Annotated in this window: 14 protein-coding genes and 4 pseudogenes; 2 read left to right on the top strand and 16 right to left on the bottom strand. The window is 31.5% G+C overall.

Annotation, left to right across the window (positions count from 1 at the left end):
• Positions 1–94: 94 nt before the first annotated feature.
• The 16 genes and pseudogenes from OTBS_RS14775 to OTBS_RS09055 form a co-directional block, all read right to left on the bottom strand.
• A complete protein-coding gene (locus tag OTBS_RS14775) occupies positions 95–247 on the bottom strand; it encodes a hypothetical protein (RefSeq protein ID WP_157866383.1) in 153 nt (50 codons plus the stop codon).
• Between the two features lie 11 nt (positions 248–258).
• Positions 259–591 (bottom strand): hypothetical protein, encoded by a 333-nt coding sequence (locus OTBS_RS09120; RefSeq protein WP_041621255.1) that lies wholly within the window; start codon positions 589–591, stop codon positions 259–261.
• Entirely contained in the window at positions 585–1,061 is a 477-nt protein-coding gene (locus OTBS_RS09115; RefSeq protein WP_050897539.1) for a hypothetical protein, read from the bottom strand. The genes OTBS_RS09120 and OTBS_RS09115 overlap by 7 nt, the downstream gene beginning before the upstream one ends.
• Positions 1,055–2,401: an ankyrin repeat domain-containing protein gene (locus OTBS_RS09110; RefSeq protein ID WP_041621254.1), complete on the bottom strand. Its 1,347-nt coding sequence runs from the start codon at positions 2,399–2,401 to the stop codon at positions 1,055–1,057. The genes OTBS_RS09115 and OTBS_RS09110 overlap by 7 nt, the downstream gene beginning before the upstream one ends.
• Before the next feature lie 68 nt (positions 2,402–2,469).
• Positions 2,470–3,469: pseudogene (gene traN / locus OTBS_RS09105) on the bottom strand (conjugal transfer protein TraN); the annotation flags it as partial.
• Positions 3,466–3,786 (bottom strand): type-F conjugative transfer system pilin assembly protein TrbC, encoded by a 321-nt coding sequence (gene trbC, locus OTBS_RS09100; RefSeq protein WP_011944350.1) that lies wholly within the window; start codon positions 3,784–3,786, stop codon positions 3,466–3,468. The gene trbC and the pseudogene traN, both read right to left, overlap by 4 nt.
• An 80-nt stretch (positions 3,787–3,866) precedes the next feature.
• A pseudogene (locus OTBS_RS09095) lies at positions 3,867–4,690 on the bottom strand (TraU family protein); the annotation flags it as partial.
• A gap of 52 nt (positions 4,691–4,742) precedes the next feature.
• On the bottom strand, positions 4,743–5,033 hold the full coding sequence (locus OTBS_RS09090; RefSeq protein WP_011944249.1) for a hypothetical protein: 291 nt from the start codon (positions 5,031–5,033) through the stop codon (positions 4,743–4,745).
• Positions 5,033–5,497 (bottom strand): TrbI/VirB10 family protein, encoded by a 465-nt coding sequence (locus tag OTBS_RS09085; RefSeq protein ID WP_011944248.1) that lies wholly within the window; start codon positions 5,495–5,497, stop codon positions 5,033–5,035. Before OTBS_RS09085 ends, OTBS_RS09090 begins: the two co-directional genes overlap by 1 nt.
• 111 nt (positions 5,498–5,608) lie before the next feature.
• Complete coding sequence (locus tag OTBS_RS09080; RefSeq protein ID WP_011944247.1) at positions 5,609–6,010, bottom strand: hypothetical protein; 402 nt, start codon at positions 6,008–6,010, stop codon at positions 5,609–5,611.
• The gene (locus OTBS_RS09075) at positions 6,007–6,558 is read right to left on the bottom strand and encodes a TraE/TraK family type IV conjugative transfer system protein (protein ID WP_011944688.1); all 552 of its coding nucleotides are present in this window, start codon (positions 6,556–6,558) and stop codon (positions 6,007–6,009) included. The genes OTBS_RS09080 and OTBS_RS09075 overlap by 4 nt, the downstream gene beginning before the upstream one ends.
• Positions 6,558–6,893 carry a hypothetical protein gene (locus OTBS_RS09070; protein WP_011944246.1) on the bottom strand — a complete coding sequence of 112 codons (336 nt, stop codon included), beginning with the start codon at positions 6,891–6,893 and terminating at the stop codon, positions 6,558–6,560. Before OTBS_RS09070 ends, OTBS_RS09075 begins: the two co-directional genes overlap by 1 nt.
• A 125-nt stretch (positions 6,894–7,018) precedes the next feature.
• A complete protein-coding gene (locus tag OTBS_RS09065) occupies positions 7,019–8,257 on the bottom strand; it encodes a tyrosine-type recombinase/integrase (protein ID WP_080571893.1) in 1,239 nt (412 codons plus the stop codon).
• Positions 8,258–8,387: 130 nt separating this feature from the next.
• Complete coding sequence (locus OTBS_RS09060; RefSeq protein WP_011944470.1) at positions 8,388–8,588, bottom strand: hypothetical protein; 201 nt, start codon at positions 8,586–8,588, stop codon at positions 8,388–8,390.
• 102 nt (positions 8,589–8,690) lie between these two features.
• Positions 8,691–9,158 (bottom strand): annotated as a pseudogene (locus tag OTBS_RS18065) (transposase); the annotation flags it as partial.
• Positions 9,159–10,000: 842 nt separating this feature from the next.
• Positions 10,001–10,795, bottom strand: a complete 795-nt coding sequence (locus OTBS_RS09055; RefSeq protein ID WP_232489001.1) for a hypothetical protein — start codon at positions 10,793–10,795, stop codon at positions 10,001–10,003.
• 773 nt (positions 10,796–11,568) lie between these two features.
• Between OTBS_RS09055 and OTBS_RS18610 the strand changes: the two are divergent.
• Both OTBS_RS18610 and OTBS_RS09045 read left to right on the top strand, forming a co-directional pair.
• Positions 11,569–11,751, top strand: a pseudogene (locus tag OTBS_RS18610) (cell envelope biogenesis protein OmpA); the annotation flags it as partial.
• A 144-nt stretch (positions 11,752–11,895) separates the two neighbouring features.
• Entirely contained in the window at positions 11,896–12,990 is a 1,095-nt protein-coding gene (locus OTBS_RS09045; protein ID WP_232488824.1) for a hypothetical protein, read from the top strand.
• Positions 12,991–13,080: the final 90 nt, after the last annotated feature.

The following is a 13,080-nucleotide window of genomic DNA, read 5'->3' as shown; positions in this document are numbered from 1 at the left end:
AATGCTTCAACTATAACCCATAATAGTTATTATCTTATTTGCGATAATACTAGTTACTACAAATCTAAGCACATAACAAATCAAAACAAAGCAACTAAAAATAGATGCCGTTAAACCTTAAATCATTTCCTGAATTAGTGTTCTCTCCCAACGCTACTTTATCCAACTCTACTTTACGTTCTTCGTTAAGCTGTTGAAATGTTCTAAAATCATCATCATCCAATGCGTCTAATATCCGCTCAGCCATTCCGAGACGTGCTAACTCACGCCAATTTCCCAAAAATTTCTCAGCATCATTTTTTCTGGATAGGTTTTTAATATCTGCTCATTATTTCTTGCTATTATTGTCAGCGATTCATTTATAGCATCTATTTGTTCTGTCCTCCATAATAGCCTTTTCTCTTGCAAGTGCTCTGCGATTTTGTGCTGATCATGTTCAATAGCTAAAGCTAAATCTAAAACTGTATAACCATCGTTATTCTTTAAAATAAAATTAACATTATTATTCTTACATAAACTTTTTATCAAATCTATTGATCGGCATAAAAAACTATCTAAATTATCTATCATTAGATGTATTATATCTAACAATCCAGTCCTGAATTAGTGTTCTCTCCCAACGCTACTTTATCCAACTCTACTTTACGTTCTTCGTTAAGCTGTTGAAATGTTCTAAAATCATCATCATCCAATGCGTCTAATATCCGCTCAGCCATTCCGAGACGTGCTAACTCACGCCAATTTCCCAAAAATTTCTCAGCATCATTTTTTTCTGGATAGGTTTTTAATATCTGCTCATTATTTCTTGCTATTATTGTCAGCGATTCATTTATAGCATCTATTTGTTCTGTCCTCCATAATAGCCTTTTCTCTTGCAAGTGCTCTGCGATTTTGTGCTGATCATGTTCAATAGCTAAAGCTAAATCTAAAACTGTATAACCATCGTTATTCTTTAAAATAAAATTAACATTATTATTCTTACATAAACTTTTTATCAAATCTATTGATCGGCATAAAAAACTATCTAAATTATCTATCATTAGATGTATTATATCTAACAATCCAGTCCTGAATTAGTGTTCTCTCCCAACGCTACTTTATCCAACTCTACTTTACGTTCTTCGTTAAGCTGTTGAAATGTTCTAAAATCATCATCATCCAATGCGTCTAATATCCGCTCAGCCATTCCGAGACGTGCTAACTCACGCCAATTTCCCAAAAATTTCTCAGCATCATTTTTTTCTGGATAGGTTTTTAATATCTGCTCATTATTTCTTGCTATTATTGTCAGCGATTCATTTATAGCATCTATTTGTTCTGTCCTCCATAATAGCCTTTTCTCTTGCAAGTGCTCTGCGATTTTGTGCTGATCATGTTCAATAGCTAAAGCTAAATCTAAAACTGTATAACCATCGTTATTCTTTAAAATAAAATTAACATTATTATTCTTACATAAACTTTTTATCAAATCTATTGATCGGCATAAAAAACTATCTAAATTATCCATCATTAGATGTATTATATCTAACAATCCAGAGTAGCTTAAAAGAGCTAAATGTAAAGCAGTTTGACAATCATTATTTTGTATGTTTGTATCTACTCCTCTATTCAACAGCATTTCCGCTATATCTATAAAGCGCTTGTCATTATTATCAGCATTTATAAGGTTGGGCATATGTATATCATGTGGTAATATGGTGAAGTCATGTGGTAATATGGTGAATCTATGCTTGGCAACTAAATGTAAGGCAGTGTTACCATCATTATCTTGTAAATTTAAATTTATCATGTTAGGATATCTATCTAACCAAAACTGTACCATGTCTTTGTAGCCATTTTTAGCAGCAGAATGTACTACAGTATTCTTACCTGTTATATTAATATCAGCATTATTATTCAATAAAAACTCTACTATATCTATGCGCCCACATCCAGAAGCATGATGTAAAGTAGTGCAACCATCATTATCCATCAAATTAACATTAGCTCCATTATCAAGTAGAAGCTTTAATTTATCGATGTCGCATTCAGCATTGATAATACAATGTACAGGGGCGATACCATTACCATCTGGTAAATTGGCATCAGCGTCACTGTTTAACAGAAGCGTTAACATATTTATGTCATGGTTCAACTTACTAGCAAGATGCAAAGGAGTGGATCCATATTGTTTTTTGATATTGACATCAGCGCCCTTTTTTAACAGAAGTATTGCTATATTTATGTACCCACGCGAAACTGCTGCATGCAAAGCAGATCCACTCGGACCAAGTACCTCATTAACAAATACTGTATTGATAATGTTACAAGCATTATCTTGTGCTAGAATACGCTCTACATTCTCTACATTGTTCTGTGCGGCTGCGTAATATAAGTTACGTGCTAAATCATCGTTATTCATATATTTTTCACCCTAAAAATATATGTGGTTATTATATCTTAAAATAAAAATATAAAGCAATACTCAATTTTTTGGCAAGTGCTGTTTTTAATTCACAATTTTGAATTTTAAGGTGTTTGCAACCATCTTTTGGATCGCTAGTACAAGAAAAAACAATCTTTTGTTTCCAATATGAACGATTGACTCTAAACTTGTCAAAAAATACTCTATCACCACTCTCATAGTTGAGTCTATTCACCTCATAGCATTCATTACTTTCTATTAATTGTTCAAGTTCAGGCTTTACAACTTGCCAATATTCTGCTACTTCCCTTAGTTCTTGAGTCTTATCTCTGTAGTCATAGCGAAGTATACATATTTTACCTCTTTTTGATATAATATAAACTTTGTTCCAATATGCTCTATAGATACGCCAAGCCTATCAGCAACAGCACTCCTCATTCGTCTTGCAGCCATTTGGCTATCACCTGCTAACTTGTATATTTTTTCATTATTTTTATCTACGTCATGGAAATCTGCACGACCATTAAGCCAATTACTATGATTCTCTACTATTTCTTCTGTTGCAAATTCCATTTGCCGGTTTTGCCAAGAAAGCCATACATTCTCTAATCTGCACTCAACATTTAATTCTCGAATAAGTTCAATGTTAAAATTACTACCTTCATTACAACTTTGAATAATTTCAGTATTAGTTTTACTTGTCTGAGTTACGAAGTTACTGCTATCAAGGGCACTTAAAGGATCAGATTCAATTCTCATTGAATTAGCTATCATATAATTTTGATCGTTGATATTATGTTGAGTTAAGGCATTGTTTTTACTGTTTTCAGCTTGAAATAACATTGCCCCACTTTCTGTACCAAGCTGATTACGGCCATGGTAGGTTAAATCCTCATCATTGTTAGGATAATTGACATTACTACCTTGATGAAATAATTCTTGTGTATTTGAAGAATTTCCAAGATTTACATTATAGTTGCTAGCTTCATTATAACTGCTTTGCATTGAAGCTAAACAACAGCTAATATTGAGCACTATCAAAGTTAATATAGATAATAATCTCATTGAGTATTCTCATTCATAATTTCTAATGCTATTGCTAAAGGAATATGGCCAGTTAATTTCTTGGTTAATCCTCTTTTTTCATCATCTATTACTATCACAGGAACAACATCAATTTTATATTGTTCAAACAAGCTAGGATCTATATCGAAGCTAATACCAAGCTCCATAGTTTTATTCTTTGTTTGTGTAAATGAGTTATTAATTAACCCACGCATAATCAATTGAGCTCCAGCCTTTTGAGATTCAGCAAAATAGCTTTTTAAAGCCTCATCACTCATTGAAAATGAGACAAAAATAAAAGTTTTTTGCTGGCCCAAAAAAAAGCATTAGCATTATTAACAAATAATAAAACCATCAACATCATTACTCGTATAACCATATTCCTCTCTAACCCTTATCAAAGCAAACAACAATCTCTTTTTCGCCAAATCAAGTAACCAAAATCTTCACCATTAACTGGAAATTCTCTTCCAGCCTGCCATGTAGCTTCTGTTTGGCCTATGCTCTTGCAGGATCTGGTTTCTGGAATCGGATAAGTCATTTGTAGTCGATACTGACTTTTCTTCATAATAGGCATGGGATACTTGCCACATAAGCCTTTATAACCATAATATCCCCATAACATCAGTTGCCTATGCATTCTAGCCATAAACTTACTTACCATTAATACAGATGTTCCAACTCCACCATTATGCGCCGCAGCTGTTCCAGTAAAAGGGTAAAGCATTCCTTGACATTCAGCACACCAAAAAGCATAATCACTTGCTAATAAACCAGCGCTGCAACTCATGCAATCAGCTATACATGCTTGATAAGCAGCTACATTTTGAAACAACAGCGTTTCTGGATTTAAAATCGCAGATTTAGCGTCATCACTCCATAATGGATCAAACTCTGTTAAATATGCTATATCGACTGCAGCCATTTCCAGACAAATAAAATCAAGCAAAATTTCCAGCCAATAAATCACAGGATAGACATACCAATGAATGTGATAAAAAGCACTTCCTTCAGCCTCATCTTTCATGCCTTTTTGAGTAGCACTTCCAAATGACAAACCTCCAAGACTTACCATACACATTGGCGACTTTGTAACATCTACAAGGCGTACTGGCTCCCAAAATCCTACCGGAATATACCAGGTACAGGTATTGGAATCCCTGGCTTAGGACAAAGACATATAAGTCTACCAGAAGCATTAGTATCAGGCATTGAAGTGTTTGTAAAGTACAGAGATATAGTAATTTAACCTATATTATCACATAAATCATTTTTAAGTTGCAATATCACTCATTTTTGGTTTTTTAGGTGAAGTGTTAACAACAGCTACACCTTGAACTGCTTTAGATCGCTTACAGTATAGAACACAACGCCTTTTTGATTTAATTTTTGATGTTTCAACTTTCTCAACATTATCAGGGTCAAAAACTCCTTGAGCAGCCATTTTCTTTATTTCATATAAAGACTTACATTTTTGCCCTTTAGGAATTTTACAATCAAAATTACTTTCGAAAAAGAAGCTTGTTAGGCTCATACAGCCCAATAGCAATAATAAAAACTTCATTATAAATGCTCCTCTAACTTTTGTGATTGGTCGAATTTATTATGCAAATTAACTTTTTCATTGTTAGTTGATTGTGAATAAGTTAAATTATGTGGCTTCTTCTTGTGCTCACGTAAGTCAAAACCTTTTTTAAATACAACATCGATGACTCTACCTGACGCAATAAGAACGACTGGGCTCATAGAATCAGCTTGTTTTATAGCAAAATCAGCTAGCTTATCAAAAGCATTACTAGCTCCAGAGTAAGCTCCAGACTGAAGCGCATCTCCAATCTGAAACTCTTGTTGTTGATGACCTCCAGCTACTAGGTTTAAAGTTGGTAGCATATCAGGTTTAATAGCCTTAGCTTGTAGAAACTTAGCAATATTGCTAAATACTCCATTTAATGCAGCCATGCTTGCTATGTTAGACGATTTATCTACCACGATTCCTTTAATTCCAGAACGTCCATCTTCACCTATCAACCAGCCTTCCGCCTTGTTTTCAATAATATCTCCATAATGAAATTTTACTTTGAAGCAGTTTTAATATGCTTGATGCTGAGCTTAACAAGCTTTAAAGTAAAAACTAGCATTTTAAGCTAATTTTATTTTTCCTTTTGAATTATCCTTTTCAGCTTCTTCTGTAGCAGCATTAATAAGCGTTACATGGCTTGGAGTTTTTGGAGTAAAAGTTAACATTAAATCTTGAATTGTTTTGTGTTCTCCTATTACTGTTAAATAAAGCTTCTTTTCTTCTTCTCGTGGAGCAATAAACAAACATCCAGACTCATGAACTACAACTTCGGCTGCATTTTGAGGATACATAAAAATATCATTGATTTTTTCATCTTTAAGATTAATTCTTGTTGGCCCACTATCAGAAATCTCAAGCTTCAGCAAATTATCAACTTCTAACTCATATTCTACCGCATATACATCACTAAACTTGACTAAAGCAATAAACCCTATCATAAACCTCAAAATTCTAATACTCATTTTTTTATTCCATTCTCTTTAACGCCAGTTAACAACAAAAGGTAATTAGGACTTCGCTTGTAAGTCAAAAGGTAAGTCTTATCGACAGCTATATGTTTACTATCGCTAAACCAATAACGAAGCGTTCCACTAATTAATACTCCATCCTTTATCACTTCAACCTTCTTCGGAAAAAAGACTGAAGACACATTTGAGCCTTTAACAAATTGCAAGTGATCATGAAAAAATTTATTTAAAGATTCAGTATTACTAGATGCAACTTTCATGTCTGCTATTTGTCTTTCTACCTCATTTGGAGAAGTAGTAAATAAGAGTTTCGTTACATAAATTGCCCATTCCTTTAAATAGGTTTCATGGTAATTTTTTGATGAAACCATCATTTTACGATCAGGCTCCATTGCTGGAATTAATAACCACTTTTCTTCTTTGGTAATTGCAGCCATTATCGCAATTATATTAGCTGCAGCTAGCAATATAGTTACTGAAAGTAAGCATTTATTATATTTAACCAGCTCTTGTATAGCATTTTGCTTAAAGAGATGATTCATTACTTGCCAACTTTTTTGCCCAAAAGCCTTGGATATCCTAATGGAGCTGGCAATAAACCTTTAGCTACTAAAAAACTTTTTAGCAAAAAATTCTCAGATACCTTCTTAATTTTCTTAAAGCAATAACATAGAGCAATTCCTCCAACCATAAAGGCTAGGCCTAATTTAGCATGCCTGCTGTTTAGTAGTACAATTCCTGGAGCTACTCCAGCTAGCACTACTCCCCATTCGTCAATGCTCAAACCCATATACTTCAACGGCCTCGATAATGCCCAACATAATTTTTGATTTTGTATAATCACCTTCAGCCTCAATTGTAGCATGAGATTTCTCATTCTGCTACTATAATGTTTAAATTAGCTAAATATCTTCAAACACAGATTTTACCTGCAATAATTAGTGTTCATATATGCATGTGCGACATGAAATCGCACTATTCTTACCACAACGTTTATATCAGTCAGATAGTATTATAAATATTATAACTTCTAGCACATTCACTAATTATTTGTATAGCCTTAGACATATACTCTCGTACTAACTCCATACAAGCTATAGTATAAGGTATTGTTGAGTTTGGATTAATATGATTCAATGCTATACTAATTGTCCTCTGACTTTCGCCTGCATCCCACATACAACTTGCAAACGTCCTTCTTAGATCGTGTATTCTGAAATTTTTTATGCTTGCCTTTTCACAAATTATCTTCCATGCGGTATTTGGATGCGATAAGTGTCCGCTTTCGCTAGTAGAACTTGGTAGTACCCATTTACTTGTAGATATTAATTTCCTTGCTTGCAATATTTCCATTGCCTCATCTGTTAATGGTATATTTTGCGCCTTTCCGTTCTTAGTTTTTGGTATATGCCATATTTTTCTTTCAAAATCTATATTGTCCCATTCCATCTCTAACACATTACTTTTTCTAGCTCCAGTATATAACGCTAGTAATGCAAAATCTCTTATCAATGGACTTGCTTCTCCGCATAATACTTGTAAAAATCTACCCATTTCATCGTAACTTAGACGTCTCTCTCTTGCTTGCAGTTTATGCTGCTCTATCCCTAGAGTAGGATTGTTTTCTATTAATCCCCATTTTATTGCCTTATTAAATATAGTGCGTAAGGTTGCTAGCAATGCATTTGCTGTGGCATATTTTCCCTCTTTGCTGATATCATTGAATATTGGTTCAATATCACTCATTCGAATCTTGCTTATCTTTTTTTCATATAATGCTTGTGCATAAGTATGTACTCTGTCAGCATTCTCTTTCCAGTTTATAGTATATATTTTGGCATACTCTTCAATATACTTATAACACAGCTCTTTGAATGTAATATCGTTAGCTTTTCTTTCTCTTTCTTTTATACGATTCTCATTTTCTTCTATCTGTTGTTGATGTTTTACTGCTCTTGGATCTATTCCGTTCGCCATTAATGTCTTTAATTCTCTTGCTATTTTTCTAGCTTCTTTAATAGATAAATATGGAAATTCCACTATCCTTATTTTTAAACTCTGGTTTTTATATTTTTGTTCTAAAATCCATGTTTTTCTTACTATTCCTCCACAGACTGTACATGAGATTTTCAGTTTAAGTCCTATTATATCTGGATCGTGGATAATTAATAATTTTTCTCCCTTAGGAATTTTAATTTTACGTAGTGCTCGATTTATAAACTTTGATGATATTGAAGTCATAATCACCCCACATAATATTAATATTTATTATTAAAGTATTACGTTTAATTAAACAGATGATCTATATTATACTTTTTATTTGATAGCAAATTTTTATACTAATTTGTTCATAATACATATAACTTGAAAATCACTTATCAATCCTAGATTGTATATATTTTTCGATCATTAGATTAACCTCTAGATTGAAAACTGGCCCCCAATTTCCTAAATTTTCTGTCAACCTTTTGTCAACCTTTTGCTTTAATTTTTTTGTTATATTGACAAATATTGGAAATATATTTATAGTTAAAGTTGAAGCTTGATTAAAAATATTAATAAAAGTTAACACAAGTTAATAGTAGGTTCTATAAAGTATAGAAGTTAATAAAAATTAACTTTTCTTCTCCCTTATACTTGATCTACCTTTGCACTTTTACCTATAGAACATCTTATTGATTATAAGATGAAGCTTAAAGACTAAGAACCAGCAATAACTACTTTTACCAATTTTAGAAATTTTGTTAAAAACTCTATTGCTGGAGGTACGTTTATTATGACAAATTGCTAACTTTGTAGAATCGATGTAATATATATCTGTTTCTTCTCTTTTTCATATAATGCATTAATACAGCTAGTGATAGCAACACTCCAGGTCATAGCTGTATTATTCTACTATAACTTGATAAACAAAAGTATCCCTTATACTTATAACTCAGGTAATATAGATAATAATCTTTAAAATCCTTGCATGGAGATAAATAAAAATATATCGCTATTGTTAATAACTCAGCTAAGGATAACTTCCCATCTCTGTTCCTTTGATTACTCTACTTGGTATTAATCTCTTTCTCTCCAACTCGTGATATATTTTGCAAAAATTGTCTATTAAATAGTATACTGTTATAATACATTTTTTCATGTTGGGTTATTTTATTTTTATTTAAATTTTCTTTATAACTCAACATTCTCTCTTTGTATACCTTTTATTCTCTACATTTCATATTTCCACTTATCCTAATCTGGCATAATAAATGCAATACTGAACAAGGCAGTAGAGTTAGAATTAATAGAAAAAATTCAGCTAATGGAATAAAAAGTCATAAACTGCAAACAAGAGAAGATATATAACTCTAGAACAAATGCCTCAATTCTTAGCAGCATTAGAAGTAGATAAAAGAATCCACACATAAAATATTTTTGTTTATATAAGTTTATATACTGCGGCTCATAGAAATACTGTATTAGCAATGTGTTTGGAAAATATAAGATTGAGAGAAGGAATATAGTATATACCAGAAACTAAGAATAGAGAAGCGCAAACAGCATCATTAGTAAATCTAATCTTTGCAAAATTTAAGCTATACAATAAGATGATACTCTAAAGAAAAAATAGCAAGATCAAGAAATATGCAAAAAAGAGGACTGCTGGTTCTAGAGCATTACATTGATATAGAAGATTTTATTTAGAAATAAACATTAATAACTCATATAAAAGATAAAAATATGATATTTCCTTGATCTAATTTGTGCAATTTTTTTAGCTACAATTACTTCTCGTGACTTTCTTGCAATAAACTCTTCATTGCAAAAGCAGTTGTAAAGGTAGAATTTTGCTATTTTTACAACTTTAGCACTATGTACTTGTGTTATGATTTTGGCTTATTTTAAATGCTTAACGCATACCATTAACTATGTTAATAACAAAATATCTATAATCTATATAACAACCATGATAATTAGCAATGAAATGTGGTTTAGTATCTAAAGGTTATGCTTGACACCTAGTAATACATTATAGCCATACAAACTCTCTATCTTAATATTTTCATTACGGAACACATGAGATGAACTTAAGCATATACCATTAATTTCCATAGTTAAGCTTGTACTTTTGGTTATACTAATAGCAGCACCTATTCCTACTGTACTACCAGGCAAAATAACTTTATTGTTCATTGTTGTAGTGTCTCCATAGATAGATTGAATACATATACCTCCAGTAACAAAAAGTGATCCAAAGCTTCCACTACATATATCCCAACATAACTTACATTCAGCTGAAACACTAGGAATAGAAGTTTCTGCTAAGTCAGCAATTGCTTTTATACATGCTCCTAGTGGAACATTCTTTAGTTTTATCAAGCCTCTAGTTGTACTAATGTCCATATCGCATCCAAATATCATATTTTGCATGTAACTAAGAGATAGTTCTAGCATAAGCGATCTAGTGCAATACACACCTAAAGATAGCCCCCAAATAGGACTATTAGCGTATTGATTAGCAAAATTACTTACCTCAGTAAATATACGGCGATCTGAAGCATTAACTGATGCTGAAAGATCTAATTCTTCTTGAACACAGGAAGAGCGTCCTCCATATAATCTAAAATAATAACTTAATATCTTTTCTTCCTGTTCTAGCTGCTGTTGTAAGTGTTGCAATTTTTTAAGCTGCTCTAACTCTTCTAGTTTTTTTAAATCACTTAAATCATAAGCAACAACAGCTGGAAGTGAACAAGGTAATGATAAAGCTATGGCTAGCCAAAATTTTCTCATTTTCATAATTAAATTTTATTCATACTATTTTGAATTTACTAAATATAATAATGTTACGCAATAAACACATTGAAAGATGCAAAACAGTTTTATAAAATTAAGCATTGCAAAGTAACAACGACTGACACAAACAACAGCTTGAAAGCTAACAAGAATAAGCATTATAGCTCTTTTTATTATTATTATATAAACATATACTTATGCTTCTTTTCTTTGTTCAAAATAATTATATTGAGCTAAACACATTACTAGATGGATTATAAGCTTCTCTATTTTTTCAGCAAACTCTAAAAACAGTCTTGATAGCTATTCTTATTCTATTTTTCATATTAAATCCACACATGTAATCTTTATTTTCAATGCCATACCTGATAACATTACTAGATTATATACTTTTAATTTAATAAATTATCAACTGAAGATTTATAATGTTGCGCAAATTTTCCAATTCAACAAGTTAAATGAGTATAACTAATCACTGTAGTATCTATGCAAAACTAATATAGCTAAGCCAGTATAAAACAGTTATGCTATATACTTTTCGAAAATAACGTCTTAAGTCATAGTGATGTTTTATTCTGCTTTATTTAGATGTATAACAATCAGATACATTGCAAATAGCAAAAATGCTATCTTTAGACCAGGTACTATCTAGATGAGGATTTACGTAAAATATTTAGATGTATTCACTCTTCTAACGCAACAATCTGTCCCATAGTTATTAGTTTTCAACAGACAGCTAATATGTTAATTCTAAAAAAAGAGAAGTTAATATGAATGTTTTGAAATCACTTTTACAACCGTGTTATGCTGTTATGCTAGCATCTGTTGTATTATTTTTACCATCAATATGTACAGCAAATAATATAAACGCAGCTATATTATTTTTTCCATCTACACATGTAGTGAATGATAATATAAAAATTGATTCTTCGCCATTTTACATAAAATTTTCACATCAATTTGCAAGAATTTGCAGGTGAACCTGCAAAAAATTGCAGCTACATATATAGATATAATAAAATAATAATAGATCTAGATCTACTGAAGTTAAGTTAGTAGAGAATGATCAAAATAAAAATGAAGATCAGCAGCAAAATTTGAAGTTTAAATATACTGAATCTGATGATTTTATAGAAATTGAGTTAGTAGGAAATGAAAAAGAAGATCAACAGCAACAACAGAATTTGAATTTCTATGAGCTTAGTGATGTTAGTAATGACAAGCCATCAAACAATGATTATGAGCAAAACAGTAAGTTAGCAACTCCAGCTATTATCGATAATTCAGAGGTTGAAAAGAATGAATGCTGCCCCAAAAGAAAAAGACTAGCAGATTATTATCCACTAACACCAGAAGATGCAGTTATACTACAACGTATGTCTAGTAGAAGCTTCAACATATACTTCATAAATCAATTACTGTTGAAGTTATCAAATAAATATTCATTCCGTTATTTTGAAAATAAGATAGCAGTGCTAAACTATATGGCAAAAGCCTTAGCAAATGAATTACTAACTACTGATCAGGCTAATAGTGGAAATTTTCGATTTAATGATGTAGGAAGATTTAAAGAACAGTATCTAGCAAACATTGAATCTGGTACAGATCGTAGTATGAAGGCTCAGTTGAAGCGTAAAATAGCTGGAGTCTTTGAAGCAGATACTGCTTATCAAATTTTAACATCTTGTGATTTTGGGGCAGCAGTTAAAAACAAATATTACATCAAGTTGATTAAGAATATTTTACTATCAGATCATATTAAATTCAAGATATTACAGGAGGTACGAGCTGTGCATAGCAATGATATTGAGCAGTTACAAGTTATACCATTTGATGAATCAAAACAAGTTATCAATAACACAACGGAGTATCAAAAAACAACAATTTTACAGCAACAAATGAGTGATGAAGATTACCTTTCAGAACTTAGTAAAGAGCTAAGTTCTAACTCTATATTGTTCAAAGTACGAAAATACATACTTCAACATTACGAATATGAGCAAGTTATTGATAAACTATGGTTTAGTAAGTTAGAAGTTGTAAATGAAGATAATGTTAATAAAAAGATATTCATTAAGGCTCTAACAAGCTTTGCAAATAGCTATATCAAATCAAATTTTAAACCCATTCTAGAGCGTGCTTTTGCAGCTCAAGGGTTTTCGTTTGAATTAGTTGAGTTTGTAGAAAGTTAGATTAATGATTAATAGCTGTGAAATACAAAATTCTACTCAGAAAAATTATGGTGCTTTATTTATTTTTTTGTTATATTGTAAGTTATATGA

It is taken from the genome of Orientia tsutsugamushi str. Boryong, from assembly GCF_000063545.1.
In the GTDB taxonomy this organism is placed as follows: domain Bacteria; phylum Pseudomonadota; class Alphaproteobacteria; order Rickettsiales; family Rickettsiaceae; genus Orientia; species Orientia tsutsugamushi_C.
The sequence above is the reverse complement of the archived record's forward strand: the minus strand, read 5'-3'. Positions and strand labels throughout refer to the sequence as shown.

Bases quoted from the DNA above. Each gene is read 5' to 3' on its own strand.
- OTBS_RS14775 (WP_157866383.1), bottom strand. From the start codon at position 247: ATGGCTGAGCGGATATTAGACGCATTGGATGATGATGATTTTAGAACA.
- OTBS_RS09110 (WP_041621254.1), bottom strand. From the start codon at position 2,401: ATGAATAACGATGATTTAGCACGTAACTTATATTACGCAGCCGCACAG.
- OTBS_RS09090 (WP_011944249.1), bottom strand. From the start codon at position 5,033: ATGAAGTTTTTATTATTGCTATTGGGCTGTATGAGCCTAACAAGCTTC.
- OTBS_RS09080 (WP_011944247.1), bottom strand. From the start codon at position 6,010: ATGAGTATTAGAATTTTGAGGTTTATGATAGGGTTTATTGCTTTAGTC.
- OTBS_RS09075 (WP_011944688.1), bottom strand. From the start codon at position 6,558: ATGAATCATCTCTTTAAGCAAAATGCTATACAAGAGCTGGTTAAATAT.
- OTBS_RS09070 (WP_011944246.1), bottom strand. From the start codon at position 6,893: ATGAGAAATCTCATGCTACAATTGAGGCTGAAGGTGATTATACAAAAT.
- OTBS_RS09065 (WP_080571893.1), bottom strand. From the start codon at position 8,257: ATGACTTCAATATCATCAAAGTTTATAAATCGAGCACTACGTAAAATT.
- OTBS_RS09055 (WP_232489001.1), bottom strand. From the start codon at position 10,795: ATGAGAAAATTTTGGCTAGCCATAGCTTTATCATTACCTTGTTCACTT.